This window comes from Caulobacter flavus, from assembly GCF_003722335.1.
Lineage (GTDB): Bacteria > Pseudomonadota > Alphaproteobacteria > Caulobacterales > Caulobacteraceae > Caulobacter > Caulobacter flavus.
The window spans coordinates 1764848-1790390 of record NZ_CP026100.1; the positions used below are offsets into that span (position 1 = coordinate 1764848).

The following is a 25543-nucleotide window of genomic DNA, read 5'->3' on the forward strand; positions in this document are numbered from 1 at the left end:
CGTGCGTAACACCTCGTCTCGCTTTCGCCTGCTGTCTGGGCTCGCGGCCTGGGTGCTCCTGGCGCCCGCCACCATCATCGCTGCGCCGGCCGTTCAAGCCGCTGAAGCGCAGGTCATCGACTTCGACATTCCCGCTGGCACCCTCGATGCGGCGTTGATCGCGTTTGGCAAGCAGAGCGGCCGGCCCGTGGCATACTCCCAGGACGTGGTCGCCGGCCTGCGCTCGGGCGGGCTGAAGGCGAGGCTGACGCCCGAGGCGGCGATCGCCAAGCTCCTGGCCAACGTGCCCGTGGAGTTGCGGCACACGGGTGGTGGCGCGATGGTCCTCAAGCGCTTCGCCATCCCGGTGATCTACAGCTCCCCGCTCGAAGATCCGATCTCGCCGCTGCTGGAGCCGGTCGCACCGGCGCCCACCGAAGTCGCCGAGGTGGTGGTAACCGGATCGTTGATCCGCGGACAGTCGGTCGGGGCTTCGCCCGTGGTGACTATGAGCCGTGACGACCTCGACCGATCGGGCCGGGCGACGATCGCCGACATGCTGACCGAGCTGCCACAGGCGTTCGGCGGGGCCAATTCGGGCGATACCAGCTTGACCAACAGCGACACGACGGGCGGAAACGCCTCGGTCGCGACCGGCGTGAACCTGCGCGGGCTGGGTGCGTCAGCGACCCTGGTGCTGGTCAATGGCCGGCGGATGGCGGGCTCGGGGCTGAAGGGCGACTTCGCCGACGTGTCCGGCCTGCCGACCGCGGCGGTCGACCGCGTCGAGGTGCTCCTCGACGGGGCGTCGGCGATCTATGGTTCCGACGCGGTCGGCGGCGTCGTCAACGTCATCCTGCGCAAGGACTTCAGCGGCGCGGAGACCCGGGCGCGGGTTGGTGTGGCCGAAGGCGGGGGCGCACTGGAGCGATTGGCCGCGCAGACACTGGGCGCGACCTGGAGCGGCGGCCATGTGCTGGCCAGCTACGAGCACTATCACCGCGACAGCCTCGCCAGCGCAGAGCGCGACTTCGCCGCCACCGCGGATCTGCGCAGCCTTGGCGGAACCGACCGCCGCCTCTTCTACAGCCGCCCTGGCAACGTGTTGGTGTTCAACTCGGCGTCCGCCGCCTATGTGCCGACCTGGGCGATTCCGCCTGGCCAATCGGGCGTTGGGCTGACCGCGAGCAGCTTCCAGGCCGGTGTCGTGAACCTGGAAAACCAGCGCGACCAGACCGACATCCTGCCTGAGCAGAGGCGCGACACCGTCTACCTCGCCATCAGCCAGGCCTTGGCCCCGAACTTCGAGGTCAGCGCGGATGCGCGGATCGGTCGGCGGTCCTACGCCTACGCGCTGCCTGGCTCGGTGGCCAACCTCACCGTCACCAGCGCCAACCCTTACTTCGTCTCGCCCAACGGTGCGGCGTCGAACGTCATCGCCTACTCCTTCACCGACGAGTTGGGACCGCTCCGGTCGCGCGGCAAGTCCGACAGCCTGGCTCTGTCGGTGGGCGCGGACATCGACATCGGCCGGACCTGGCGGGCGAGCTTTTATGGCGCCTATGCCGAGGAGGTCAGTCGGCGCGCCAACACAAATCGCCTCAACACGCGGTTCCTCAGCGAGGCCCTCGGCAGCATCGCCGACGATCCGGCCACCAGCTACAGCGCCGCGCGTGACGGCTATTTCAATCCCTATGGCGATGGAGCGGCCAACAGTCAGGCGGTGCTCGACTTCATATCGGGCGGCTATATCCGGACGCGCTACGCCAGCCAGATCAAGACGGTGAACGCCCAGGCCGACGGGGTGGTGATGGCCTTGCCTGGCGGGCCGATGAAGCTGGCGGTTGGAGCTCAGGTGCGGACGGAGGATTTCCAGACCCGCACGATCTCGATGACCTCGCGTGCGACCCCGACCAAGACGATAACCGGTCCCTTCCGGCGCACGGTCGCGGCCGGGTTCGCTGAGCTGCGGGCGCCGCTGGTCGGGCCCGACAACGCACTGCCCGGCGTCCGCCGGCTGGAGCTGTCGCTGGCCGCGCGCGTCGAACGCTACGACGACGTCGGCGAGACCCGCAATCCGAAGATCGGGGTCGTCTGGGCGCCCAGCGGCGCCGTCATCTTCCGTGCGACCTACGGGACGTCGTTCAGGGCGCCGTCCCTGCCGGAGGTGTTCGAGCCTCAGGACGCCGGCGCGGCCTTCCTACAGTCGGGGAGCACGACCAAACTCGTTCTGCTGCGTTACGGCGGCAACCCGAACCTGAAGCCCGAGGAGGCCAAGTCCTGGACGGCGGGCGTCGACTACGCCTCCAAGCGCTGGCCGGGTCTGAAGCTTTCGCTGACCTGGTTCGACACCGACTTCACCGACAAGATCGGCACCCCCGTCTATGACGACATCTACAACGTGCTGGGCAACGCGGCCTATGCGCCGTTCGTCCAGACGCTCGACCCCAACAACGCCGCCGACCAGGCCAAGCTATCGGCGCTCCTGGCGACGACCACCAGCGCCGGCCTCTACCCGACCAACGCCTACACGGCCATCGTCGACGGGCGTAACGTCAACACCGGCGGCCTGCGTATCCAGGGGCTGGATCTGTCGGCGCGACATCGCCTGGAGGCCCTGGGCGGGCGGGTGGATCTGTCGGCCGACCTCACCTACCTGATCGACTATGAGCGCCAGCTGACGCCGACGACCAAGTGGGTGTCCTATCTCGATCAGGCCGGTCAGCCGGTTGATCTGCGGGCCAGGACCTCGGCAACCTGGTCGCGTGGTCCCTGGGCGGCGAGCGCCGCCGTGAACTATGTCGATGACTACGCCACTGCCCAGGGCGTGGCGATCGACAGCTGGACTACGCTGGACGCCCAACTGGCCTGGCGACCGGAGCGCGATGGACTGCTGGGCGGTCTGGCGATGGCGCTTTCGGTCCAGAACCTCCTCGGCGCGGATCCGCCGTTTTACGACTCGCCGCAAGGTGTCGGCTACGATCCGGCCAACGCCGATCCGCTCGGCCGCTTCGTCGCGCTCCAGCTCACCAAGCGCTGGTAAAGCTGGGGGACGACGATGATCTTTCGATCTTCGTGGCTGGGCCGCCTGCTGGCGGCCTGGCTGGCCCTGGTCGCGTCCGCGGCTGGGGCCAAGCCTCTGACTCTGGACCGTTTGCTGTCGCTCGAGGAGCTTGGCCAGTCGGCGCTCTCGCCCGGTGGCCGGTGGGTCGTCATCGAGACGCAGCGGCCTTACGACCAGGCGCCGAGCTTCGATTTCGAAACCGCCGCGGCCAGCCTCGGCCGGCTGATGGTCGCAGAGCTGGCGGGCGACGGCGCCGCCAAGCCGCTTTTCGAGGCGGAGGCCAATGCAGGCTATCTGGCCGGGCCATTTTCGCCAGACGGGCGCCGCATGGTCGTTTTTCGCTGGCGGGACCATTGCTGGGATGCGGGCGTGGTCGAGCTCGGCGGCGGGTCGGTGCGGTGGCTGGGGCTGCCGATCGAACAGGCGCTCTACGGGCGAAGCCTGCAGTGGGTGTCCAACGAGGTGTTCGTGGCCATCGCGCTGCCGGCCGGCGAGGCGCCGCTGCATCTGAAGCTGGGGTGGCAGAACCAGGCCCGCACCCGCGAGCTGTGGTCCAGGCAGGCGGCGGGCGCCGCCCCGTCGGTGATCGTCACGTCGGCCGGACCTTCCCGGGGCGCAGACCGTCGGAGCGATCGTCGACTTGTCCGGTTCGACCTGAGCACGGGTCAGATCACAACGCTTGCCGAGGGAGGCTTTTTCGACATCGAGCTTTCACCGAGCCGGCGATATTTGGCGGCGCTGGGCGAAGCCGAACCGATGGGGCTTCAGGCCGACCAACCCGTGCGAATGGGCGCGCCGACCCGACGGCGGGCGGTGTCGATCGTCGATTTACAGACCGGCGCCGTGCGCGAACCCTGCTCGAACTGCACCGCCCTGATCCAGCCCATGGCCTGGTCGCCAACGGGAGATCGCCTGCTCGTCTACCAGCACCAGGTCGGTGCGCCGGAAGCGGATGGCGGGCTGGTCGTCATCGAGGCGGCCGACGGCCGTCGCTCGCCGCTCGCCCAGGCGCCGCGCCCGGAGATCGGCTATGGCGGCGAAGGGTTCGCCACGGTCCAGGCCGACTGGCTCGGCGCCGCGCCCATCGTTCTGGCCCGTAGGGAGGGCGCGGTTCGGTCCGACTGGTACGCGCTCGGAGCGGCTGGGGCGATCAACCTGACGGCGGCTCTTCCTGGTCCCCCGGGTGCGGTGGCGATCGGGCAGGATCAACGACTGCTGGTCCTGGTCGAGGGGCGGGTCTGGCGGGTCGGAATGGGCGGCAAAGCCGTGCCGACGGGTGTTGCGGGCGCGACCTGGTTTCGCCCATCCGCCTTCGGCGCCGGCGCCCGGCCTTCTTCGGCGCCGCCCAAGGGCGAGCGGTTGCTGCTGCGGTCGCAGACCGGCTTGGCCGATCTTTCGGGAAATCGCTGGGAGCCGCCCGCCGGCGCCGTCGTCCTGGACCGAACCGGCGCGGGCTTGCTGGTCGAGGAGCGCAAGGTGGAAGGCGAGCGGCGCGTCATGGTCGCCAGGGGCGGCGCGCCGGTTCGTGAGCTTGTCCGCCTCAATCAAGATGTCGCCAGGCTCGATCGGGGTCAGATTCGCGCGATCGAGACCATGACGCCATCGGGGATCCATCAGAAGAGCTGGCTCTATTTGCCGCCGGGGTGGCGCGAGGGAGACCGACCGCCCCTGATCGTCGTGCCCTATCCCGGCTCGGCGCCGCAGAAGATTCCAAGCCGCTTTCGGGTGTCCGCGCAGAACCTCACCCCCAGCGCGCCTTACTTGGCGGCCCAGGGCTATGCCGTGCTCGCGCCGGCCCTCCCGCGTGACCCCACCCTCGGTGAGCCGGCGAGCGGCCTGGCCGATCAGATTCTGGCGGTTGTGGACGAGGTCGTCGCACGGGGGCTGGTGGATCCTGATCGGTTGGCGCTGTGGGGGCATAGTTTTGGCGGCTATGCGGGACTGGCGGTCGCAACCCAATCGGATCGGTTCAAGGCGGTGATCGCCCAGGCCGGACCTGGAAATTACCTCTCCCGCTGGGGTGCGGTGCAGCCCTACTTCGTGACTGCTCCCGAGGATGGCGCGCCAAACCCGCTCTATATGGGCTACGGCGAAACGGGGCAGGGGGCGCTTCTGGGGCCGCCCTGGCGACAGGCCGAACGCTACGTTCGCAACAGTCCCTTGCTCCAGGCCGACAAGATCAACACGCCGCTTCTGCTGATTTACGGAGATCAGGACCAGGTCCCCCTGGCCGAGGGGCAGGCCATGCTCAACGCCCTTTACCGCCAGGACAAGGACGCGACGCTGCTGACCCTGATGGGTGAAGGGCACGTGCCAACCAGTCCGGCCAACATCCGGGCGATCTACGCGCTGGTCCTGCCATGGTTGGCCGCGCGTCTCTCCCGACCGGCCGAGGCGGCCGCGAGCGAGCCGAGCCTACCTTCCCAGTGACGTACGAAGGCTTCCAGGGCGATGATCTCGAAAAGCCGGGGGTAGTCGCCCTGGTAGATCAGGCGATCTGGGTCGAACAGGGTTTCCAGCGCAGCCCTATCGACGAGCCGCTGCTGGACCAGGCGCCCGTCAAGCAGGAACGGGGTCAAGGCGGGTAGGCTGCGGACGACCATTCGACCGTAGTAGGCCGTCAGGTCGCCCTTGGACCGACGATTGCCGACGACCGCCGGCAACTGGTCGCCGAAGGCGTCGCGGGCCAGGAAGCGGCCGCGGCCATGGCGGGCGAGATCAACCACCGGCGTCGCCAGGATCGCTTCGAGCACCGGTTGATGGAGCAGCGGATGAATGAGCCGCGTCTGCCGGCCTCGCAGGCTGGCGCCGTGGAACGCTTGGGAGCGGGCGAGCATCCGGACCTGCGCCCTCTTGGCTGGCGCCAGGGCCTCTTCCAGCCAGGGATGGCGGAAGGCGCCGGTGGCGCTCGGCCGGGCGGCGTCCCTGATCGCTTCGCCCAACAGCGACCAGACCGAGCGCCGGTTCCAGCGCGCAGCGTCCTCCAGTTGGCGCCAGAGCGGATCGGCTCTGGGGCGCCGGGTCCACCGCCCCCAGAGCTCTCCGATCACCTTGGGCGAGGGAGCCTGGAAGAAGACCATGTCGCCGCCCTGGCCGGTCAGGATACGGCTTGCGCCGGCCAGCATCGCCTGTTCGGCGACCCCGCCGTCGTAGTGGCGATCGATCCCGTTGAGGGAGGGGCGAAACCCGACGGGAAGCGCCCCGAGGGCGCCCGCATCGAGCCAAAGTTCGGGCTTTGCGATTTCCTCCAGCCCGATCTTGGCCTGGTTGGCCACGGCGCGGGCGAAGGGGCGCTCGTCGCCGGTCGGATCGGCGATGTGGAAATTGATGAACCGCGTGCGTTCGCTCGCGCCGATCGAGGCCAGGGTGGTTGCGACGATCGCCGAGTCCACCCCGCCGGAAATCTCGGCCAGCAGCGGGCCGCCGTGGCTGGCTTCGGCCTGCAGGACCTCCCTTACCGCGGATCTTACCGCGTCCCGCGAGGCCTCGTATGAGGCGTGAGGCCGGCCCGCGAACGTCGCGGGGCGCCACATCTGACGGTCGGGGGGCGAGGCGCCGAGCCGTCGCAGTCCGCCCGGCGCAAGCGGCGAGAGCCCGCGAAGGCCAGTGACCATGCCGCTCGCGAAAGGGTCCTCGATGGCGCTGGCCAGGCCGTCCCAGTCGATGGCGAGGTCAAGGGGCCAGGCCTCGACCGGCAGGGCGTCTGGCGGCTCCGAGGCGGCCGCCCAACCGTCCGCGAGGCGCCAGGTGAAGCAGTCGATGTGGCCTGAGGGGTCGCGGAAGGCGGCCGCTTCGTGTGGAAAGAGAGCGACGTAGCGTCCCCACCAACCCGACAGCAGCGCCTCGACGACCGCTTCTGGTGAAGCTGTTGTCGTCTTTGGTTCCAGCACCGCGGGCGCCGGGCCGGGGGCGCCGCGCGAGTAGAGATCGCCAACGATCCAGGCCGATCCGAAATCGCGCACCGGCGTATAGGGGCGCACGAAGAGCGCGGCGCTGGAGGTTGCGCGGGCTTTGGTCCAACCGTTCCGCGCCAGGGTGCTCTGGGCGGCCTTGGTCGCCGCAGGGCTGAGAAGGACGTAGCCGTCCATCAGACCACCATGATCGGCGTGAAGGCCGTCAGCCGGTCGGCGGTGTCGTCCAGCACGGTGTCGCCGACCTGCAGCCAGCAATGGGCCTGAAACGGCCAGGTGTGGACGCCAAACACCCAGCGGGCGTCGTAGCCGCGACGACGCAGGACTCGGAGCAGCAGAAACGACCGGTAGAGGCAGACCCCCTGGAAGGGCAGCCACGGCAAGATGCGGGTGAAGGCGGCGACAAGAGCGCTCATCGCCGCGGGGGTGTCTGAAGGCGGGGCCTTGCGCCCCTGCCGCGCGGTCGCCAGGAGCCGATCGAAGGGTTGTCGGTGATAGGCGGTCAACATCCAGATCCAGGCGCCCAGTACGGTGGCGAGGTCGCGTAGGGAGAGCCGGTCAGCGACAGCCAGTCCCAGGTCCTGCGTGGCGGCGTCAGGAGGCGCTTCATGGTGGAAGGGCTCGGCGTCCAGGAAGCCGGCCTCGTCGAAGGCTAGCGCGAGCGCATGGTCGGCGAAGCGCAGGGCGCCAGCCTGCTGGCCGAGCGCATCCCCCGCGCCAGGCAGGCAGAAATAAGCGTTTGTGCGGGCATCCAGCACGACGAGGTCTTCGCCGAGCCGCACCAGATGTGTGGTGGGTGAAAGATATTGAGCCACGCGTGCCCCCGTAAGGTTGCGGCGCCGGCGGGCCGGCGCCGCATGGGCTCAGCCCGGATCGTAGTGGAAGGTGAGCATCTCGGTCCCGGGGCCGTCGCCGCCGTGCGTCAGCTTCTTGGCGTCGCCCAGGCGGATGAAGCGGATCTTGGATCGGTCGAGCATCACAGTCTCCTTGAGCTTGGCTTCAAGGAACAGGCGGCTCCGATGGAGCCGCCTGGCGCTGGCGAAGGCCAGCGACGCCTTGGTCAGGCGTCTTCCTTCCGCAGCGTGGCGATCTCGGCGCCGACGCCTTCGGCGCCGTGGGTCAGCACCTTGGCGTCGCCGAGGCGAACCAGGCGGATCTTGCGGGTCTTGGTCATGACGCGCTCCCTCGAAGCAATCAGCCGCGTCATTGCGGCCTGCTCATCACGCGCCCGCCGCTCCTGCATTGGTAGTATATTGCACCTACAGGGTGGCGATATTTGCGCGTGCGCGTATGGCGCGAACGAGTTCGTCGGCGCGAGCCCGCCGGTCAGCGTGCATGCGGTCCAGGACAATCGACAAGGCCGGCTGCCCCGCCGGTTCCGCCGCTTCGATGGCCTCAAGCTCTTCGTCGATGCGAAAGAGCTGCGGTTCGACGTCGGTGGCGGGGCCGAGGCGATCGCAGATCGAGCGATAGGCGTCGAACAAGGCGCGATTGCCGGCCTGGGCCACCAGGCGATCCATGATCCAGGCCAGGCGCTCGTGCGCGGCGCCGGAGGTCGGTTCGAGGCTCGTCTGGCCCTGGCCGTGACGTTCGTTCAACGCTTCGCCGAGATAGAGGCCGCGCAGGCCGTAGAGTTCCACCAGATCGGCGACGTCTAGCCGGCGGGCGAAATAGCCACGCCCGCGCCGATCCTCGATCAGCCCCTCTCCCGCTAAACGTGACAGGGCTTCGCGGACGGGTGTGGCGCTCAGGCTCAGGTCGTGGGCCAGCTCGGTGATGGTCAGAGGTTCGCCGCGCGAGAAGCGGCCGCCGCGAAGCGCCGAGCGCAAGGCGACGAGCGCCGCGGTGAACGGGTCTTTCGGTCGGTCGGGCGTCGTTGCCGCCATGCGCGTCTCCAAAGTGCGAGAGCGTTTGCAGCAGTACGCTACGCTACATCATGCTGTCATGAATAGTCGTACAATGAAGATCATTCAATCTCCGGATAATTACAAAAAATTACTAAGTTACGCATCGCGAATGCGTGGGTGCGCATAAATTTTGCGCGCAAAAGCTCGATGTTTATTCTTTGACGAAAGAACGAACACCTGCGACTAACGCCGGGCAGGGACGCTGGCGCCCACACGCCGAAGTCGTGCGTGTCGCTGGGGCCTATCGCCAAGCGTAAAACCCCTGATACACCTAGGGTAGATTGCGTATGCGTGGTGGGATGAGCGGTAAGGACCCGGACGACAAGGCGCGCGCCAAGCTTCTCTCTGAGCTTCTATCCGCAGCGCTAAGAGCTGTACGTGCGATCCGGCCGGCTCGCACGCCGGCCTTGGCCGAGGCTGTCGGCTTGTCCTTGCGTGGCTACCAGAATTTCGAGGCCGGCGGCGGCGCACTCAATGTCGAGCATGTGATGAAGTTCGGCGCGGCCATAGACTGCGATCCCATCGGCGTGCTGGCGGCGGTGCATATCGGGCGTCCGGACTTCGCCGCCTATGTCGCGCAGAACAAGGCGATGATCGCCTTTGGCATGACGTTGCAGGAGTTTGTCGACGAGGCCGGAGAGGCGATCGCCTTTCTGGAGACCACCAGTTTCGTGTCGGCCTATCGCGCCGCCTTCAAGGATCTGACCGGCCAAGCGTTGGAAGCCAAGGCGCGCAACGACGCGTTGCTGGCGCGCGCGGCTCGCCGCGGCCTGGCCGGCGAGCCGGAGCCCCCAGCCGCAGCCCCGCTCGGCGACAAGGCGGATGCTGTGGGTCAGGCGGAAGCCTCCCTGCCGCCGTCTGACACCGAAGAGACTTCATAGGCCAAGACCGCGGGCGCGGCCCAGGGACCACTCGATCCGCGATCCGGGGATCATGCGGCCGGCGACCTGTCGGCCCAGATGGTTTTCCAGCCTTGGAGACCAGGGAACGAGCCGGAAACCCAGACCATCCTCGAGCATGGCCAGCCGGCCCGAAGCCAGATCGTAGCGGCGCTGGTAGCGTCCAGCCACCGACTCGCCCGGGGCGGAGAGTCGATGGGTCAATCCTGTCTCGCGTTCGATACGGGCGACAAGCTCGCTCCGTTCGGCCGCGTCCAGCCGGGCTAGCAGGTTGGGCGCCAGGCGCGCCCGACCGCCGCGTGCCTCGGCCAGACCACGTTCGATGAGAATCTGGAGACGCTGTTGTGTCGCTTCGGCCGCCTCCTTGGCGAAGCCGCCGACATTGCTGCTCAGGTCCGCGGCGATCAGTCGACGATCCAGCCAAGTGGCTCCGCTGGCGGTGACCTGAGCCACAAGGTCCAGATCGCTGCGGACCATAAGTCGGCGGCCCTGAAGACCCTCGCCCAGACGTCGCACCTCCACGATGGCGCCAAGAGGCGCATCGCTGGTGTCCGCCAGATCACGAAAGCCCAGATGGTGCTGGCGTCCGTCCAGTCCGTCGATGATGACATAGGCCGAGCCGGCGAGCTCATCGCGCAGGCCTCGGTCGAGGAGGCGGCCGGCGACAGGCGTCGTGGCTTCGTCGGGCTGGATCTCGAAACGGCGAGGATCAACGCCCGCACCCTGCCGCGCCGCGGCCCGGTGCAGGGTCTTGATGATGTCGCCCTTGAGGCCGAGGTCGCGCAGGCGCGTTTCCAGACCCTCAGCCAGCCGCCAGGCGCCGGGCCTGGTTTCGTCGGCCAGGCCGAGGCGCTGGAGATGCCCCAGGCGACCCAGGAGGCGTTGCCGGTGATCAGCCTGGCGGTCTGCGCCCGCGAGCGGATCGCCCTTGTTGATTGCGGCCCTTACGAGATCGCGGTCCAGGCTCGTCCAACGATCGGCCCCAATTTCCGTCGCCAGGGCGGCGAGGATCTCCTGCTGGCTGCGCGGGCCAAGTTCCAGCGACACCAGGGCCTGGGCGCGTCCGCGCAGGCCCTGAGCGATGTAGTCGCCGGCGATGACCAGGTCGGCGCCGTCCTGGGCCTTGCCCCGGACCAGGATATGCAGATGGGGGTTGTCGGTGTTCCAATGGTCGATGGCGACCCAGTCCAGGCGTGTGCCCAGGTCCTGCTCGGCCGTGGTCATCAGGGCGCGACTAAAGGCGCGAAGGTCGCTCATGGCGCCAGCGTCCTCGGGCGAGACGATGAAGCGAAAGTGGTGGCGGTCGCCCTCGCAGCGAGCCGCGAAGGCTTCGATATCGGCGCGTTCGCCCCCGGCGTCGAACATCCGGGGACGCGCCCCATCGGCGCTCACGCCTTCCCGTTCCAGATAGGCGATGTGCCGGGACAGCGGGGCGGCGCGATACCGGGCGCCGGCGTGCCGGACGATGCGGGCTTTGACCATGACCCGGCGTGCGGCGGCGGGAGACGGATTGGCGCGTGCGGCCCCGCGCGCCCCGCGCCGTGCGCCGCCGCGGCGCGGGCTCGAGCCTGGGTCCGAGGTTCTGACGGCGGCGGTCCGGACCTCGGTGAGGAAGCCGGCCGGACGGATCGTCCTGTCCTGGCCGACGCGGCCTGGGCGTAGCAGGAATTCCTCGTCAAACTCGTTCATGGGCCGACCGCCATCGCTTTGAACCTTGAATGGGCAGGGAAAATCAACAGAACCGCCAGCCGCGCCCAATAGGCGACGGCGGCGCGACCCCAGGCCCGGCAAGGGCTTGAGAGCCGACCGACGGCGGTGCTTTTATCTGGCCATCGAACGGGATTTCGCTGCCCTGCGATCATCTGCGCCATTTAACGACCCGCAGGTTCATCGCCGCCGGCGCGTGGTGACAAGCGCGTCGCATCCGGCTGGGCCTGATCTGGGCCCGTGCGACCCAGGTCGCGCGGCCAGGGCGTGGTGAAGAGGCCGGCGCTTCGCCAATCGATCGACGGCGCGAGGGGAAGGCCCAGCCTGGTGAGACGTTGGACGTAGGCCTGGGTCTCGGCGGGCAGGGCGCGGCCCGCCAGGCTCTGCTCATAGCGCCCGGGACCGGCGTTGTAGGCGGCCAGGAAACCCGGGGCGCCGTAGCGGTCGAGCAATTGGCGCAGATAGGCCGCGCCGGCGGTGACGTTGTCGTGCGGGTCGAACGGATCGGCGCCAAGGCCAAGGCGCGCCCGAAGCTGCGCCCAAGTCGCCGGCATCAACTGCATCAGTCCCTGGGCGCCGGCCGGTGACACCGCGCGCGGGTCGCCGGCGCTCTCGGCGGCTATGACGGCGTCGATCAGCTCGACAGGCAGCTCGAACCGGGCGGCGGTCGCCTCGATGTGACGTCGGTCGGCGGCGAGAGCGGACGGGGCGAGGATGGACAGCAAAGCGCCGAGGGTCAGGCTGGCCAGGATCCGCTTCATCGCCTCGCCCTCGTCCCTGGAGCGCCCAATCTGCCTTCGGCGTCGGGGCGGGCGGTGAGAAGCGGCTTGGCTAGGGCCAGGATGGAGGTGGTCGGGGTCATCGCCAGGTAGCGACCATCGAAGCTTCCGACCTCGGGCGACAGCAGGAACACTTCGTTGGCCGCTAGTCTTCGGCACCCTTCCCAGGCGGGAAGCGGCCGCCGCCGCGCGTCCTCGAGCGCTGCGCGGGCGACGATCAGGCCGTCGATCGTCACCGCTTGGCCCTGGCGGCATACCCGCTGGCCGGGACCTGCGGCGACGGGCTTGAGGAGGGGGACGCCGCTGGGCAGCCAGTCGCGGTCGGCGAGAAGGCGGGCGATTTCCGGTGGCGGCGAAACCACGACCAGGTCGCCAAGGCCTGGTTGTCCCGGCGGCTCCAACCGATATAGCCCGACCGGAACGCTCGCGGTGGTGTTCCACATCAGGCGAGGCGGGGAGGGGCGCCAGGCCAGAGCTAGGCAGCCCAGGGCGCCAAGGGTGATCACGGCCGCCCTCACGATCCGCGCTCCCGACGCAGGAGGAAGGCTCGGTGGCGGGCGGGTCCGTAGTCGCGCGGCGCCAAGCCCGCGGCCAGGCGATTGTGCAGATGGCGCCAGTAGTCGGGGGCGGCCTCGATGGGCGAAAGGCCGGCCGCCTCCATCCTGTCGATCCTCGCCAGGGCGATCTGCACCTTGGACCAGCCGCGCACGGTGGCCAGGCACTCGGCGCCCGGATGCACGCCGGGCCTGGTCGTGTAGGCTTCGCCTGGCGCCGTCGCGCGAAGGATATCGAGTTCGGAGCGGATCGTGCCGTGCTGTCCGGCTGTCCAGCGGATCAGGCAGACGATGCTCTGCGGCGAGAAGTCGAGGGTGCGGCGGCGGCGATCCAGGCGGCTCTCGGCGACCGGATCACCAAAGCGGATCCAGTGTTCGATCCGGCCTTCCCACCAGACAAGATCGATCTGCATGGCTCCCGACGGGGCGCTCATCGACGATCCTCCGCAGGGGCGGAGGTATCGGGCTCGGGATAGGTTGTGTCGAACAACTCGCGGATCATTTCGGCGACGGTCTGGCCACGGGCGAAAGCGGCGATTTTTATCCGCCCCCTGCAGGCCGGGGTGACGTCGATGGTCAGGCGGGCGCTGAAGGCGTCGCTGCGCTTGGCCGCCGGCTCGGCCGAGCGCACCCAGGCCTCGGCCCCCGCTGGGCGGGCGGCGAAGGGCTTGCCGTTCATGACAGGGTCTCCAGTTCGGCGGCGAGCCTGGCGATCTCCATGGCCGCGACCCCCTTGGGGGCCAACTCGGCCGCCAGCCGGCCGGTCTGCATGGCGGTGGCGAAAACGACCCGTTGGCCGACGCTTGCGCGTAGCGCGCCGATATCCTGCTGCGCGAGGGCCAGAGCGGTCTCGCGGGCGATCACGGTGCGGGCCGCACAGCGATTGAGGACGAAGCGCGCGCGAAGGCCAGGACGGTAAACCCTGGCCTCGTCGATCAGGCGGAGCATCTCGGCCGAGGCCCAGCCATCGAGGGGCGAGGGCTGGACGGGGGCCAGAACGAGGTCGGCCGCCAGCAGGGCCGAGCGCAGGAGCGGGGCCACTCGCGGTGGGCCGTCGATGATCACGTGGTCGGCGGCGCGGGCCATGTCGGGCGCCTCCAGATGCAGGGTCTCGCGGGGCAGGCCGACCACGCCGAAGGCGCGCGGCAGCCCGGCGTGGCTGCGGGCCTGCGCCCAGTCCAAGGCCGACGCCTGCGGATCGGCGTCCAGGACGGTCACGCGCCGGCCTTGGGCGGCCCAGGCCCCGGCGAGGTTCAAGGCCAGGGTCGTCTTGCCGACGCCGCCCTTCTGATTGAGGAGAGCCAGGATCATGGCGCGCGTCCTTCGATCCGGCGCCCGCCCGCTAGTAAGTTAGACTCTAGGTTAGACTCCAAGTTAAGCGCGCCGCCGACCCTTGTAGGGCAAGGCTTTGCGGGCCGCGCTTGCGCCTGATGTCCCGTGTCCCGTGCGCCTGATATCCCGATAGGCCGTGCGCCCGATGTCACGAGCCCGTCCACAGGCGCATCCACAGCGGGCCGTGCCGGTCCGCCCAGCGTGATGATGGCCGTCAGGGGCGCGATGCGCAGGCGCTCACGACCCTGGGCGCGGTCCAAGGTCAGGTGGTAGCCGGGCAGGGGCTGGCGGGCGACGATGCGTCGGATGTCGAGGGCGAAGTCGGATGGGCGGGCCAGGCTGCCGGACTTCTGGTGCAGGTGGGCCAGCTCGAACATCCAGCCGGCGGGCTGGTGACCGGCGTGCTTGCGGGCGACGCGGTAGAGCCAGCGCTCGATGCCGCCGGTGAGGCGGAAGTAGAGCGGGTCGATGGTCAGGACCAAGGAACGGTCGACGACGCCGCGATAGAACCAGTCGGCCAGCACGACCTCGACGCCTTCGACGCGGCCGCCGACGCCGCCGCGCTCCTCCCACTCGGCGATCCAGGAGAACTGCTGGCGTCGCCAGTGTTCACCCTGGCGGATGGTCGTGGCCACGACCGTCGACTGCAGGCGGCGCAGCGCGGCCTTGAACAGGCGATATTCTGTGGCGCCGGTGGCCCGCCCGATGCCCGTGAGCAACTGATAGGGGGTAAAGCGCAGGCGCCGCGACGTGTGCAGCCCGCCGTTTTCGGCGTCGACGATCTGCGAGGCCGCCCAGATCAGGACGTCGGCGTCCCAGATGGTGGCCATGCCGTGCTCGGGCAGGGCATGGACCTCCACCTGCACGTCGCCCGATCGATAGAGGATCGGCTTGGCGCGTGGGGTCTTCGACAACGAGAAGAACGGCCGCTCCATCAGGTCGCGCTGGTCACGAGGGCTGGCGTCGCCAGCGGCGACCACGAAGGGATCCAGCCGCGGCGCCGTCGCCGATGCGAACTTTGGGGGCTTGGCCATGTTCAGGCCGCGCTCATGGGATGGCGCTTGGCGGGCAGCACCTCGCCCACGCCAGGGTCGGTGGTGGAGCACTTGACGCCCCTGTCGGCCCACGCCTGCAGGTCCTCGACGGCGTAGACCACTCGGCCGCCGAGCTTGCGGTAGGCGGGGCCCGTGCCGAACGTCCGGTGTTTCTCCAGGGTGCGATGGGAGAGGCCCAGGAAGGCGGCGGCCTGCTGGGTGCGGATGAAGCGCGGAGCGCCGGCGTGCGGCTGCGGGGACATTGGCGGACTCCCAGGTCGGGCGGCGCGGGCCGGGATGGCCAGGCGCGGACCTGGGGAGGTTGGCGAAGGCTTCGCCTCTGCGGGGAGTGCGAAGGCGGGCGTGCGATTTTCGCACCCCTTTGGCAGGTCGGGCGATCAGCCCAGGAGGGACTGGTATCCGCCCGCGACCATGCCCTGGGCGTCGCGCACCAGTCGCATCGTCGAGTCGCGCAAGGATGAGGTTTTCCAGGGACTGGCCGCCACTCGCGCGACGCCGAAGAGGCCGATGGCGATCTCTCGATAGGGCGCGCCACAGTGACGGCCGTCCCAAGCGCGCAGCATGGCCTTCAGGCGTCGGCGGCGCGGCATGGTGATGATGGTCTCGTCGGCGCTCTGGCCGTTGGCCTGGCGCCAAAGACGGGCGAGGGCCTCGAGACGCCGCGGCAGCTGATCATCTAGCGGAACCAGGGCGGCCAAGGCGCTTGCCGCATCGCATCCTTGGGCCAGGAGCGACAGGCGGATCTTGCCGCGCCCGCGCCCCCGGACAAGGCGCTGGGCGGGCAGGTCGCCGGCCGTCAGTCGCGTTGGTCCCGCCAGGGGCGAAGGAACGAGCAGCAGGAGATCGGCATCAATGTCAGGGCGCCACCAGACCTCGGCGCGGTCGGCCTCAAGCGAAGGATCGACGGGGAAATCGCAGCCCCCATCGCGAGGGCCAATCGCCCTCGTCCCTGGCCGGCGGTGCGGTCTGGAAGTCGCTTTGATAATCGGGATTGCGACGAAGATATTCCCAGGCCAAATCGGCGGCGGAAAGATCGTCCACGTAGTCGTAGGCTTCGGCTGATCGCCACCGAGACGCGTCTGGCGACATGAGATACTCCGACAAAGCTCACTTTAGATTGAGTGGGCGATTGTCTTTCCGTGCGTAGACGCCTGCGGAAGCGATCGCGTCGGAGGCGGGCGATGCCGCGTCGGCATCACTTCGCGGGGGCAGATCCGATCAACTGGCGGTAGCCCGAAGCACTCATCCAGCGGGCGCGATCGAGATGGACCTGGTGGATGCGCTTGGCGCGGACGGGATCCTTATCGACATCGAGGCCCAGAACGAACGACGCCGCCTCGCGCCAGTCGGCGTGGGCGGCGTCGGCGTCCAGCAAGCGCAGATAGGCCTGCAGATGGGCGCGATCGTAGTCGGTGACCTCGGGATCGCCGATGGGTTCGTCTCGTAGATCGCCGCTTCGCATCGGGCCTCCCGCTCCCGGCCAGGCCTTCGACCATAGCGGGATTTCGGGGCGGAGGCATGGGCGCTGGGGGCATCGGGTGATGCGCTAGCGGCATCGCCCCCTCTAGGCAGGCGCGGCGCGTGACTTGGGATCGGGGGCGGGGGCTTGCTCCTTGGCGCGCTCGTCCTGGCGGCGGATCCAGACGAGCGGGCAGGTTTCCTCGCCCGCCATCAGCCGGGCATGGATGGGCTCGGGCCAGGTGGGGTCGTCGAGCTTGACGTTCAGGAGGGCGCCGCTGGCTGGATCGGTCGGACGCCAGGCCGCCCCGCACTCTGCCTCGCCGACGAAGGCGCGGAACACCGGCGCGCTGGCCGAAACCTTCTCGACGGCCGTCAGCCGCAGCGAGGCGTCGATCATCAGGGTGGAGAGGCGGCCGACGAAATCCTGGCCGTCGCGGCGGAACGTGCCGATGGTTGTCATGGCGGATCCTTTGACAGGGATGCGGCGGCGCGTGCTGCGGCTTTGGGGGGCAAGCCTGACGCGCCGCCGCACGTCGCGTGTGCGACTGGCGCCGGGACAACGGGGGGACGGCCCGGCGGATCGCAGCCTGGTTCGGTCGATCCGCTCCCTCAAGACGTGCAAGGCGCCGATCGTGCAAAGACAGGCCGTGGCGTGGGCTGGCGAAGACCTTTTTCGCCTCGGTCCATAGGCGCCGCTACCGTGGACGGGCGCGCGACGGTCCTGGCGTCGGCCGGGGCGGATACGCCACGCGACGGATCTTTGAAGACGATTGAGCCGGTTGCTCGGTTAGGGCCGCCGCCGCAATCGGTGATCCGGATCGATGATCAGCGAGTGGACGTCGATGGTCCTAGTGGCTAGGGTTCGTGCAACTAGAGAGGGAAAGTATGGTTGGTCGCCGTCGACGTTCAGGGCCGCTGCTGAGCAAGTTCGCTATCGGCTGCCTGGTGTTTTCGGCGGTGATCTTCGCCTTGCTGATCGCCGGCATGATCCAGCGGGGCTAGCCGATGGCCGGCAACGGCGACGACTTTCCTGATCCGCTCGACGATCCGGAAAACTACGCGCTGATGGAGAAGCTCTTCGCCGTGGCCATGGGGACGGCTGACGAGGCGACGCAGCGTGATGCTGCGCCCTATGTCGCCTTCCTCAAAACCATCGCCGAGACGTTGATGGAGGCGACCGACGGCATGTCGACGAAAGACGCCAAGGCCTTTCTCGACCGCTGGGCCGAGGTCGTCATCGCACGTGATCGGGTCGGCGAGCCGAAAATCCAGTAGCGGGCGCGGCAGAGCGGCCGGATCTGCGGTTCAAAAGGATGGAGCGAGCGTTAGAGCGTGATCGATCTGCAGGATATGCCCGACAATACGATCCTCGGTGAAGATGGTCGCATTCTTCTCTTGAGCTGCCGGCGCTTCGTCGACGAGGTCGTCCTGGGGGAAGCCTGTTTCGTCTGCGGCGCCTCGCCCCAGAGCAAGACCTTCAACGATGAGCACATCATCCCACGCTGGGTTTTGAAGCGCTATGGGCTCTACGACAAGGAAATCACCTTGCCGACCGGGGAGCGCCGACATTACCGCGGCTACCGTGTTCCCTGCTGCGTGGAGTGCAACAGCCTGCTGGGCGAGACGGTGGAGACACCGGTCTCGCAATTGCTGAAGGGCGACTTCGCCGAGGTGGCCGGCCGCCTCGACGAGGCTGGCCGGCGGCTGCTCTTCACCTGGCTGGCGCTCCTGTTCTTCAAGGTCCACCTGAAGGACCGCTCCGTCAGGCTGCACAAGGATCCGCGACAAGGCGATCTCGTGGTCGGGGACGCTTATGACTGGGGCGACATGCACCACCTGCATGCGCTGGCCCGCTCACCGTTCACGAAGGCCAGCCTGTTTCCCGAGGTGATCGGGTCTTTGCGGATCTTCGAGGTGGCCCAAGCCCTGACCGGGGACGGCTGGGACTACCAGGATTTTACCTTTGATCAGACCCTGATCGTCCGGGTAGGCAAGGTCGGCATCGTGGCCACCTTGAACGATGGAACGGCGGCGGAATCTGTGTGGTCGGATCGCCTCGAATTGATAGATGGGCCGATCGCGGAGCTCCAGCTTCGTGAGATCGGCGCCATGTTCGCCTATGCGAACCGCAACCTGATCCGCAGGCCCCTGTTCTCGACGCTCGTCTACGACAAGAAATTCGTGATGATCGCCGCCCAGCGGCCGCCGCTCAGCATCAAGGACTTCGAACCCGAGGCGTTTGGTGCGGCGCTGCTATTCGCCGTCCAGAGCTTCGTCGACGCCAGGGCCATCGAGGTCGATGGCACGCGCGATCCGGAGAAGGTCGCCCAAGCGATCTCGACGGGCATGGTCAGGTTCCTGACGGCGCAGGGGCAGTTTATCCGCCCGGCCCTTTTCCAAGAGGGGTAAGGGGCTCTTGGTCAGGTCGCCTCGTCGGCGACGCGCGAACAGCAAGGTCGCTGGGGCGCCGCGGCCGGCTAAGCCTGTTCAACTTCGCAGGCGGTATCGAGCCCATGGTTTGCCGCTCGGCGGCGAGCCGCGCGTGCTCAGAGGGCGGCGTAGACAAGGCGTCGGCCGACAAGCGAGATGAGCAAATCTGCGACCTGGAGCGCGAGTATGGAAAACCCCGTCAAGACGACCCTCGCCAAGCTGCGCCAGCTGGACGCTGCGGCGGCCGCTCGTGCGCTGCAGCAACTGGACGGGATTTTCATCGAGACCGATGCCCGTGGCTTCCAGGTCCTGTGTGAAGGCAAGCTCGTATCGGGCCGCTTTCAGAACAACATCCGGATCGATCGGTCTACGCACACGCGCGGCGCTGGCATGACCCATGCCCATGTCCACGGCCGAAAGGGCGACGAATACGTCATCGTCAATCTCGACGGGTCGGGCAGCCACGGCACCAAGGGCAAGCTCCATCCCGCCGACGCCGAAAGGCTACGCGCCCAAGGCTTTACGATCAGGGACGACCTGATCGTGGAATGGATCGAAACGGGCTTTCTGTGGAGCGCACTGTTCGAGGGGCGGTAGGGCAAGCCCTAGTCGGCGCTGAGGCCATCAGCGCCGAGCAACCAGCTTAGTGCAGTCAACCGATCAGGGTCTGCTGGGCGATGCGGATCTCCTTCTGGACCAGGACCTGGCTGGCCTCGGCATGGAGATCGACCTCGGCGCCGTCGGCTGAGATCGACAGCACCAGCGCATAGCGCCCGCGATCCGATTGCCGCTTTTGGCCCAGATGGCTCTTCCACCAGCCCGGCGCGGGATGCACGGCGACGGCGTCGTGGTTGACCAGGTCCTCGGCCTTGCCGCGCCAGATGTCGCAGTGGAGGGAGCCGGCCGACATGGCGTTGGGACCCAGCAGCCAGTTCTCGCCGGATTTGTCGCCGCCGCCCTCATCCTCCCCGGCGTCGTCCGCGCCGAGGAGCGCAAGAGCAGGATCGTCGATGACGCCCAAGTAGCTGTCCCAGTCCTCCTCGTCGGCGTCGACCTCGCCGTCGGCCTTCAGCCGGCTGAGCCTTGCATGGAAGGCCTCCTCGGTCTCGTTGCGCTTCTTCAGCGCGAACCGAAGGCCAAACGAGCGGTAGGTTTCAGGCCGCGTCGCTCCCTTGCCGGTCAGGTTAGGCTCGACGAAGTAGGACAGGGTCACGCGCATCATCACGGCCTTGTCGCCCAGCTTGGCCAGAGCCTCCTTGGGCCACGGCAGGTCGTAGAAATGAACCTCGTTGTAGACGGCCGTCGTCGTCCCGTCAGCGTAGGGTTGGATCTCGGCCTGGGCGATCATGGTGAAGTCGTTCTTGGCCGAGGCGATCGCCAGGTCCAGTTGCGGCACGCCATACCCGACCTGCCGCAGGAGCCGGATCTTCTCGCCCTTGCCGCCGCCCTTCCATTTCTTGCCCCCACGGCTTGGCAGCAGCTTGTCGGCGATCGGCTTGGGCCAGCGCGCCGAATGCACCGTCAGGGCCCGGTAGGTCTCTGGCCAGTAGCCGGGCAGGGCGGCCTGGAGGCGGCCCATGAAGTGTCCTGCCATGCCGACCGCGGCGCTGGTGGCCCAGAAGGGGGCCAGGGGATTGGTCTCGACTTCCTTACCTGCCGACAGGAGCGACAGCGCCGGATGCCACTCGCATTCGCCCCGTTCGTCGACGGCCATGTTACCGGCCTCGAACAGCACCTCTGGCTTGATGGGCAGCAGGTCGGTGGGCAGGGTGTGGGAAGTGGTGCTGAATGGGCTGCGGTCGTTGGCCACGGCCAAGGGGGTCAGGCGCGCCGCCTCCGCGCCCAGCTCGGCCTTGGTCGTGTATCCGCCAATGGTCAGGGCGTTCCAGCTCTGGGCCGGATCGTTGATCGGCCCGCCGTCGAGCACCTCGACGGCTAGGCCGCCAGAGATGTTTCCAGCCGCCACCATGACCACGCGTTTGGGTTTGTCGGCGGCCTTCAAGGCGAAGACGCCGTCCCCGGCCAGTTCGCCGGCGGCGATCTGGTCGAGGGCTCCGCTCCAGGAGCTGGGACGGCTGGCGTTGGTGTCGATCGCGCAACTGGCCAGGCAGAAGGACCGCTGGCGATTGGGGCGGGAGGTCTCGGCCAGCGATATGGCCGACTGGGTGACCATGCCGTAGCTGGCCGGCGGTGTCGGGGCAAAGCCGCGCGGGGGCAGGATCTTGATGGACTCGACGCTGTGGGTCAGCTCGACGAACCGCTGGTCGTTCATCGGGTGCTCGAGGTCCCCGTGGAGGGCCAGGCTGACCACCCCGGTTCCATGCCCATCGTTGCGCCAGTGATCGTGCGCGCCCCAGGCCTCGTCGACCGCTGTGGCCAGGATCAGGCCGTCGGTGAGAAGCGGGTGGGCGGCCGCCACGCCGGTGTCCATGACGCACACGGTCGGCGCGTCCGTGCGAGGCGGAATGATCCGTGCGGCCAGGTCGGAGACGAAATCGTGCTGGGTGACGCGTCCCTGGCCGAGGGACAGGAAGGGCTCGATGGTGCCGGCGCCTGGGCGCACCTCCTCGATCGCTCCCGCCGTCCGCGAGACGAAGTCCAGCGCCTGACGCGCGGTGGCATGGACGAACACTACCTGGGTGTCGGGAAACACCAGCTGCTCGGGGTGGACGTCGAGCCTTTGGGCCCGCGCCGAGGCGATCAGGCCGCGCGGCACTTCGCGGATATCGCGCACCCAAAGCTCCCACCAGCGTAAGGCCGGATCGTCGAAATTGGTCGAGGCGGGGAAGAGCTTGGTCCCGTTGGCCGCGTCGATGCGCTCGATCCGCTCGAACTGGGGCGCATGCTGGGGTCCCTGGCCATTGCGGTCGCCGCGTGAATAGGCCGTCAGGCGGCGGCTCAGATCCTGGCGGGCGTCGTCGGGGACGAAGACGATCGCTTCCTCGGCCCGATCGGGCCGCCGCAGCGAGGTCAATACGACCAGATCCTGGCCCTGCAACTCGAAAGGCACGGGGATCTTACTGGGGCCTTGTCTGTCGCTGGTGGGCGGCCGGGTTTCGACGGCGACCAGGACGCCCGGCTTGAGGCCGTGGATGGGCAAGCGCAGGTCCAGGTTCGCAGGCGGGATCTGCGGCAAGGCCTGAGCCAGTTGGCGCAGAAGGCCGGTCCCGTGCGCGACATAATCGTCGCGATAGGGCTTGCGCTTGATCGCCGGCTTGGGTGGCGCGTAAGAACCTGACGTGCGCACACGATCCAGCGACAGATGCTGTCTAGCGTCCTTGGGATCCTGCCCGGCCATTGAACGTTCCGCGCGATTCGCAAAAAGCGATCATCGGCGGTTGTGAAGCTTGGCTCAAGTCGCGGGGTGGAAGCGCTCGCGGAAGGCTCGTCGGTCGCGCAACATCTTGGCCAGGTGGTCGGCGGCGATCTCCAGCCGGCCATCCAGGATCGCCTCGCGCACGGCCGAGTCCGTGGCCCGGACGATCTCGCCTTGGCTCAGCCCGCCCAGTTCCTCGCGCAGGCCCTTGATGGCCTTGGCCGCCAGCTTGAACTTGCCAAGGCGGGCCTTGAGGATGGCCACGCCCTCGTCGGCGCTGGGCAGGCCGTACTCGACGACCTCGTCGAAGCGCCGCGCCAGGGCGTGGTCGAGGATCTCGACGTGGTTGGTGGCGGCCACCACGATGCTGTCGGTGCTGTTGGACTCCTCCATGAAGGACAGCACCGAATTGAGGATCCGGCGCATTTCCCCAACATCGTTGGGGTCGCCGCGGCGAGCCCCTACGGCGTCGAACTCGTCGAGCAGATAGACCCCGCGCACGGCCGCGACCTGGTCGAACACCAGACGCAGCTTGCTCGCGGTCTCGCCCATGTAGCGGGAGAACACGCTTTCGAGCTTGATGGTGAAGAGCGGCAGCCGCAGTTCCGCCGCCAGCGCCGCGGCGGTCATGGTCTTGCCCGTGCCTGGCGGGCCGATCAGCAAAAGATGGGTCGCGGGGGTCTGGCCATGTTCGCGCAATGTCGCGCGCGCTTCCTGCTGGCGCACGACGCGGGCCAGTTTGTCGGCGGTGGCCGGCGCCAGAACCATGCCCGACAGCTTGGTCTTGGGGTAGCTGCTCTCGACGATGCTCTGCAGCTCGCCGCGCGGGCGCGCCAAGGGGATCGGCGAGGCGGCTGGGACGGGCGGTCCCCGACGCGCGTCACGGACCCGTTGCACCGCCTGCTTCAGGGCGGCGGCGTCATCGGCGTGACCGGCGCGCGCCTCGGTCGCTGCGATCGACAGGGCGATGGACAGCAGGCGCTCTTCATCGCCTTCGGCATGCGACTCCAGGAGCGCGAGAATGTGCCGAACAGTCATCGGAGCGCCCCCTTTCTCGGATGTGACGCAAGCATAGCGCGAGTCGTAGTTAACATCGGGTGTGCGAATTCAGGCGCGTGGCTTTAGCCGAAAACATGACCCTGGACACATGGATAATCCAGCGCTGCGACAATAACGGTCAGGAGCGCGCCTCGTATCCGTCGTGACGGCCTTGCGTAGCAACGGCATTTCCGACGGCGCGGTGCTGCCCTGGGCAGGCAAGGCTAGGGGGCCGTCTGCGGCCGGTCCGGAGCTGGACCGGCCGCAGATCCCGGTCAGACCGGCTCGGCGTCGCAGATGGGATAAGTCCCCATGGCGTGTCGCATGGCGTCGAGCAGGGTCTGCTCGGTCGTGACGCTGACGACGACCTCACGGATGACGATGACCCCGCCGCCGTGGGCGTGGTCTTGGACGGTAAGTTTTACAGGCATGGAACTACTCCAGTTAAAGCCCCGCCCAACGGGACGGGGACATACTATTTAGGCTCCGAGCCCCAAAAGCGGCCGATAGGGACCGCGGCGACCAACAGGGGCGGCCGTCGCGCTGTCGCCGGCGAAGACGGCGACCCGGGAAAACGGTGAGTTGGCGCGTCTATGGCGGATCAACCGCCGGAGACCGTCTTGTCCCACCCGCTTCCGCACCCCGTCGATCAGCATGTCGGCTCCAGACTGCGCCTTGGCCGAAAGCTGCGCGGCGTATCTCAGAGGATCCTGGCCCGGGCCTTGGGTCTGACCTTCCAGCAGGTCCAGAAGTACGAGCGCGGGGTCAATCGCGTCCCGGCCTCGATGCTTTACGGCGCAGCGCGGCTCCTGGCGGTGTCGATCGACTGGTTCTACGAGGGCGTTGAGGCCGAGGGCGGGGATCTTACGGCGATCGGCGATCGCGCGCGGGTGCTGCGCGACTTCCTGGCCACGCGCGAAGGGCCTGAGCTTGCGGTGCTGATGGCTCGCCTGCCCAGGTCTCAAGCCGTCCCGGTCCTGGCTTTGATGCGGGCTTTCGCCGAGGCTGAACCGCTGGAGCGGGCCGGCTAGCGACCTGGACGATCGAGCGGGCGGACGGTGAAAAAGGGGGCTCCCCGCCGCCTTGCGGCGGCGAGGAGCGGTTGGCCCGTCAGGCCTCGTCGTCCGGCTCGGGCTGGTCGGCGGGCTCGCCCTTGCGGGCGGGCCGGTTCCAGACCAGGTCAAAGCCCTCTTCCGCCGGGAAGAGCCGGGCGCTGATCGGCGCGGGGAAGCTCGGGTCGTCGAGGCTGACCGAGAGGTAGTCGACGCCCTTGCCCGAGGTGTATTTCCAGGCCGCGCCGATTTCGGCGCCCTCGGCGAAGACCCGATAGACCGGTTGGTCCTTGGCCGGATCGCCGTCGATGGGCTTGAAGACGACGCTGGGCACCGAGAGCTTGAGCGTCCGGATCGAGCCGGAGAAGCCGTCGCGGCTGGCCTTGAAAGTGCCGATGCGGGCCATTGGAGTGTTTCCTTTCGCTTGTCGGGCCGCGCCGATCGCGGCCTCGATGGCGCTCCGAAGCCCTGGGCTTGGCGAGGATGGCAGGACGCCCCGCTGGTCTTCGGTGAAGGGGCGGACCCGCAGCGCGAGCGAAGGACCGACGACGTCCGGGTTTGTTGCCTCGCGAGGAAGGCGCGCTTTGCGCGGCGGGGAAGAAACCCGGCGACGAGGTTGCCGGACGGACCAGCCTGGGGCCGGTTGTCGCCAGATGAGGCCGCGATCGACGCTGGACCGACGCGAAGGAACCTCCGATGGCCGGGGTCGGTGCTTTCAGGTCGGCCGCGACGGCTTCTCCGGCTCGATCTGGACGCTCAAGCTCTCGGTCCCCAGCGTCGCCTCCAAGTCGTTGGCGGCGGCCATGGCCAGAACCAAGCGGTTTTCCGGGTCTATGCCGAGGTGGGCGGACTCGACGCGGGCGTGGCCAGATCGACCTTGGGGGGAGGGGCGAGGCCTGACTGGTCAGTCTCGACGGTCCAAGCAGGCCTGGGCGGATCGGCGCTCGGCTCTTCCCGGCGGAAGAGGACTTCGACCGACCTGGAGGCGCCCGCCCGCAAGGGCGAGCCCGACGATCAGCCCGAGCCGGGCGACGAGGCCCTGCGGGGCGACTGGCCCAT

The 25543-nt window shown here is 68.3% G+C and carries 26 protein-coding genes; 7 read left to right on the forward strand and 19 right to left on the reverse strand.

The genetic code is table 11. The features are described 5' to 3' along the window. Position 1: 1 nt before the first annotated feature. Together C1707_RS08260 and C1707_RS08265 are read left to right on the forward strand one after the other, a co-directional pair. On the forward strand, positions 2-3022 hold the full coding sequence (locus C1707_RS08260; protein WP_145998445.1) for a TonB-dependent receptor: 3021 nt from the start codon (positions 2-4) through the stop codon (positions 3020-3022). Positions 3023-3037: 15 nt separating this feature from the next. Further along, positions 3038-5473: a S9 family peptidase gene (locus C1707_RS08265; protein ID WP_101714355.1), complete on the forward strand. Its 2436-nt coding sequence runs from the start codon at positions 3038-3040 to the stop codon at positions 5471-5473. Here the strand turns inward: C1707_RS08265 and C1707_RS08270 are convergent. The 3 genes from C1707_RS08270 to C1707_RS08280 form a co-directional block, all read right to left on the reverse strand. After that, positions 5386-7131, reverse strand: a complete 1746-nt coding sequence (locus C1707_RS08270; protein ID WP_101714356.1) for an asparagine synthase-related protein — start codon at positions 7129-7131, stop codon at positions 5386-5388. The genes C1707_RS08265 and C1707_RS08270 overlap by 88 nt on opposite strands. After that, positions 7131-7769, reverse strand: a complete 639-nt coding sequence (locus tag C1707_RS08275; protein ID WP_123170733.1) for a lasso peptide biosynthesis B2 protein — start codon at positions 7767-7769, stop codon at positions 7131-7133. The genes C1707_RS08270 and C1707_RS08275 overlap by 1 nt, the downstream gene beginning before the upstream one ends. 444 nt (positions 7770-8213) lie before the next feature. Further along, complete coding sequence (locus tag C1707_RS08280; RefSeq protein ID WP_101714358.1) at positions 8214-8840, reverse strand: GntR family transcriptional regulator; 627 nt, start codon at positions 8838-8840, stop codon at positions 8214-8216. A 320-nt stretch (positions 8841-9160) separates the two neighbouring features. On the opposite strand from C1707_RS08280, the gene C1707_RS08285 reads away from it, so the two are divergent. Beyond that, complete coding sequence (locus tag C1707_RS08285; RefSeq protein ID WP_145998446.1) at positions 9161-9742, forward strand: hypothetical protein; 582 nt, start codon at positions 9161-9163, stop codon at positions 9740-9742. Here C1707_RS08285 and C1707_RS08290 read toward each other — a convergent pair. The 12 genes from C1707_RS08290 to C1707_RS08340 all read right to left on the reverse strand — a co-directional run bounded on the left by C1707_RS08290 (position 9737) and on the right by C1707_RS08340 (position 17108). Beyond that, complete coding sequence (locus C1707_RS08290; protein WP_101714360.1) at positions 9737-11449, reverse strand: relaxase/mobilization nuclease domain-containing protein; 1713 nt, start codon at positions 11447-11449, stop codon at positions 9737-9739. The genes C1707_RS08285 and C1707_RS08290 overlap by 6 nt on opposite strands. Before the next feature lie 182 nt (positions 11450-11631). Further along, positions 11632-12228, reverse strand: coding sequence for a lytic transglycosylase domain-containing protein (locus tag C1707_RS08295; protein ID WP_101714361.1), 597 nt, complete (start codon positions 12226-12228; stop codon positions 11632-11634). Continuing rightward, on the reverse strand, positions 12225-12752 hold the full coding sequence (locus tag C1707_RS08300; protein WP_205686830.1) for a S26 family signal peptidase: 528 nt from the start codon (positions 12750-12752) through the stop codon (positions 12225-12227). Before C1707_RS08300 ends, C1707_RS08295 begins: the two co-directional genes overlap by 4 nt. 8 nt (positions 12753-12760) lie before the next feature. Next, complete coding sequence (locus tag C1707_RS08305) at positions 12761-13234, reverse strand: DUF2840 domain-containing protein (protein WP_101714362.1); 474 nt, start codon at positions 13232-13234, stop codon at positions 12761-12763. Then, positions 13231-13479 (reverse strand): hypothetical protein, encoded by a 249-nt coding sequence (locus tag C1707_RS08310; RefSeq protein WP_101714363.1) that lies wholly within the window; start codon positions 13477-13479, stop codon positions 13231-13233. Before C1707_RS08310 ends, C1707_RS08305 begins: the two co-directional genes overlap by 4 nt. Beyond that, a complete protein-coding gene (gene parA / locus C1707_RS08315) occupies positions 13476-14111 on the reverse strand; it encodes a ParA family partition ATPase (RefSeq protein ID WP_101714364.1) in 636 nt (211 codons plus the stop codon). The genes C1707_RS08310 and parA overlap by 4 nt, the downstream gene beginning before the upstream one ends. Next, entirely contained in the window at positions 14108-15166 is a 1059-nt protein-coding gene (locus tag C1707_RS08320; protein ID WP_101714365.1) for a replication initiator protein A, read from the reverse strand. The genes parA and C1707_RS08320 overlap by 4 nt, the downstream gene beginning before the upstream one ends. 2 nt (positions 15167-15168) lie before the next feature. Next, entirely contained in the window at positions 15169-15429 is a 261-nt protein-coding gene (locus C1707_RS08325; RefSeq protein WP_101714366.1) for a helix-turn-helix transcriptional regulator, read from the reverse strand. A gap of 135 nt (positions 15430-15564) precedes the next feature. Then, positions 15565-15885, reverse strand: coding sequence for a DUF2285 domain-containing protein (locus tag C1707_RS26060; protein ID WP_164467306.1), 321 nt, complete (start codon positions 15883-15885; stop codon positions 15565-15567). Positions 15886-16075: 190 nt separating this feature from the next. After that, positions 16076-16276, reverse strand: coding sequence for a transcriptional regulator domain-containing protein (locus C1707_RS26660; RefSeq protein WP_219619875.1), 201 nt, complete (start codon positions 16274-16276; stop codon positions 16076-16078). Between the two features lie 106 nt (positions 16277-16382). Beyond that, positions 16383-16649 (reverse strand): DNA -binding domain-containing protein, encoded by a 267-nt coding sequence (locus tag C1707_RS08335; protein ID WP_101714368.1) that lies wholly within the window; start codon positions 16647-16649, stop codon positions 16383-16385. 102 nt (positions 16650-16751) lie between these two features. Beyond that, on the reverse strand, positions 16752-17108 hold the full coding sequence (locus C1707_RS08340; RefSeq protein WP_101714369.1) for a DUF736 domain-containing protein: 357 nt from the start codon (positions 17106-17108) through the stop codon (positions 16752-16754). 545 nt (positions 17109-17653) lie between these two features. Here C1707_RS08340 and C1707_RS08345 point away from each other — a divergent pair. The 3 genes from C1707_RS08345 (at position 17654) to C1707_RS08355 (ending at position 19675) form a co-directional block, all read left to right on the forward strand. Continuing rightward, on the forward strand, positions 17654-17923 hold the full coding sequence (locus C1707_RS08345; RefSeq protein ID WP_101714370.1) for a hypothetical protein: 270 nt from the start codon (positions 17654-17656) through the stop codon (positions 17921-17923). A 57-nt stretch (positions 17924-17980) separates the two neighbouring features. Next, positions 17981-19057 carry a hypothetical protein gene (locus tag C1707_RS08350; RefSeq protein WP_101714371.1) on the forward strand — a complete coding sequence of 359 codons (1077 nt, stop codon included), beginning with the start codon at positions 17981-17983 and terminating at the stop codon, positions 19055-19057. A gap of 207 nt (positions 19058-19264) precedes the next feature. Next, complete coding sequence (locus C1707_RS08355; protein ID WP_101714372.1) at positions 19265-19675, forward strand: hypothetical protein; 411 nt, start codon at positions 19265-19267, stop codon at positions 19673-19675. 55 nt (positions 19676-19730) lie between these two features. Here the strand turns inward: C1707_RS08355 and C1707_RS08360 are convergent, their stop codons facing one another. The 3 genes from C1707_RS08360 to C1707_RS26065 all read right to left on the reverse strand — a co-directional run bounded on the left by C1707_RS08360 (position 19731) and on the right by C1707_RS26065 (position 23863). Beyond that, complete coding sequence (locus tag C1707_RS08360) at positions 19731-22376, reverse strand: S8 family peptidase (protein ID WP_101714373.1); 2646 nt, start codon at positions 22374-22376, stop codon at positions 19731-19733. 54 nt (positions 22377-22430) lie between these two features. Further along, complete coding sequence (locus tag C1707_RS08365; RefSeq protein WP_101714374.1) at positions 22431-23432, reverse strand: AAA family ATPase; 1002 nt, start codon at positions 23430-23432, stop codon at positions 22431-22433. A gap of 275 nt (positions 23433-23707) precedes the next feature. Beyond that, positions 23708-23863 carry a hypothetical protein gene (locus C1707_RS26065; RefSeq protein ID WP_164467307.1) on the reverse strand — a complete coding sequence of 52 codons (156 nt, stop codon included), beginning with the start codon at positions 23861-23863 and terminating at the stop codon, positions 23708-23710. A 189-nt stretch (positions 23864-24052) separates the two neighbouring features. Here C1707_RS26065 and C1707_RS08370 point away from each other — a divergent pair, with 189 nt between their 5' ends. Then, entirely contained in the window at positions 24053-24463 is a 411-nt protein-coding gene (locus C1707_RS08370; protein ID WP_240633890.1) for a helix-turn-helix domain-containing protein, read from the forward strand. Between the two features lie 79 nt (positions 24464-24542). Here C1707_RS08370 and C1707_RS08375 read toward each other — a convergent pair whose 3' ends face one another. Continuing rightward, the gene (locus tag C1707_RS08375; protein WP_101714376.1) at positions 24543-24890 is read right to left on the reverse strand and encodes a DUF736 domain-containing protein; all 348 of its coding nucleotides are present in this window, start codon (positions 24888-24890) and stop codon (positions 24543-24545) included. Between the last annotated feature and the right edge of the window lie 653 nt (positions 24891-25543).

Excerpts from the sequence above, each read along its gene's own strand:
- C1707_RS08265 (WP_101714355.1), top strand. The coding sequence starts at position 3,038 with ATGATCTTTCGATCTTCGTGGCTGGGCCGCCTGCTGGCGGCCTGGCTG.
- C1707_RS08270 (WP_101714356.1), bottom strand. The coding sequence starts at position 7,131 with ATGGACGGCTACGTCCTTCTCAGCCCTGCGGCGACCAAGGCCGCCCAG.
- C1707_RS08280 (WP_101714358.1), bottom strand. The coding sequence starts at position 8,840 with ATGGCGGCAACGACGCCCGACCGACCGAAAGACCCGTTCACCGCGGCG.
- C1707_RS08285 (WP_145998446.1), top strand. The coding sequence starts at position 9,161 with ATGAGCGGTAAGGACCCGGACGACAAGGCGCGCGCCAAGCTTCTCTCT.
- C1707_RS08290 (WP_101714360.1), bottom strand. The coding sequence starts at position 11,449 with ATGAACGAGTTTGACGAGGAATTCCTGCTACGCCCAGGCCGCGTCGGC.
- C1707_RS08295 (WP_101714361.1), bottom strand. The coding sequence starts at position 12,228 with ATGAAGCGGATCCTGGCCAGCCTGACCCTCGGCGCTTTGCTGTCCATC.
- C1707_RS08305 (WP_101714362.1), bottom strand. The coding sequence starts at position 13,234 with ATGAGCGCCCCGTCGGGAGCCATGCAGATCGATCTTGTCTGGTGGGAA.
- C1707_RS08310 (WP_101714363.1), bottom strand. The coding sequence starts at position 13,479 with ATGAACGGCAAGCCCTTCGCCGCCCGCCCAGCGGGGGCCGAGGCCTGG.
- parA (WP_101714364.1), bottom strand. The coding sequence starts at position 14,111 with ATGATCCTGGCTCTCCTCAATCAGAAGGGCGGCGTCGGCAAGACGACC.
- C1707_RS08320 (WP_101714365.1), bottom strand. The coding sequence starts at position 15,166 with ATGGCCAAGCCCCCAAAGTTCGCATCGGCGACGGCGCCGCGGCTGGAT.
- C1707_RS08325 (WP_101714366.1), bottom strand. The coding sequence starts at position 15,429 with ATGTCCCCGCAGCCGCACGCCGGCGCTCCGCGCTTCATCCGCACCCAG.
- C1707_RS26660 (WP_219619875.1), bottom strand. The coding sequence starts at position 16,276 with ATGTCGCCAGACGCGTCTCGGTGGCGATCAGCCGAAGCCTACGACTAC.
- C1707_RS08335 (WP_101714368.1), bottom strand. The coding sequence starts at position 16,649 with ATGCGAAGCGGCGATCTACGAGACGAACCCATCGGCGATCCCGAGGTC.
- C1707_RS08340 (WP_101714369.1), bottom strand. The coding sequence starts at position 17,108 with ATGACAACCATCGGCACGTTCCGCCGCGACGGCCAGGATTTCGTCGGC.
- C1707_RS08345 (WP_101714370.1), top strand. The coding sequence starts at position 17,654 with ATGGCCGGCAACGGCGACGACTTTCCTGATCCGCTCGACGATCCGGAA.
- C1707_RS08355 (WP_101714372.1), top strand. The coding sequence starts at position 19,265 with ATGGAAAACCCCGTCAAGACGACCCTCGCCAAGCTGCGCCAGCTGGAC.
- C1707_RS08360 (WP_101714373.1), bottom strand. The coding sequence starts at position 22,376 with ATGGCCGGGCAGGATCCCAAGGACGCTAGACAGCATCTGTCGCTGGAT.
- C1707_RS08365 (WP_101714374.1), bottom strand. The coding sequence starts at position 23,432 with ATGACTGTTCGGCACATTCTCGCGCTCCTGGAGTCGCATGCCGAAGGC.
- C1707_RS26065 (WP_164467307.1), bottom strand. The coding sequence starts at position 23,863 with ATGCCTGTAAAACTTACCGTCCAAGACCACGCCCACGGCGGCGGGGTC.
- C1707_RS08375 (WP_101714376.1), bottom strand. The coding sequence starts at position 24,890 with ATGGCCCGCATCGGCACTTTCAAGGCCAGCCGCGACGGCTTCTCCGGC.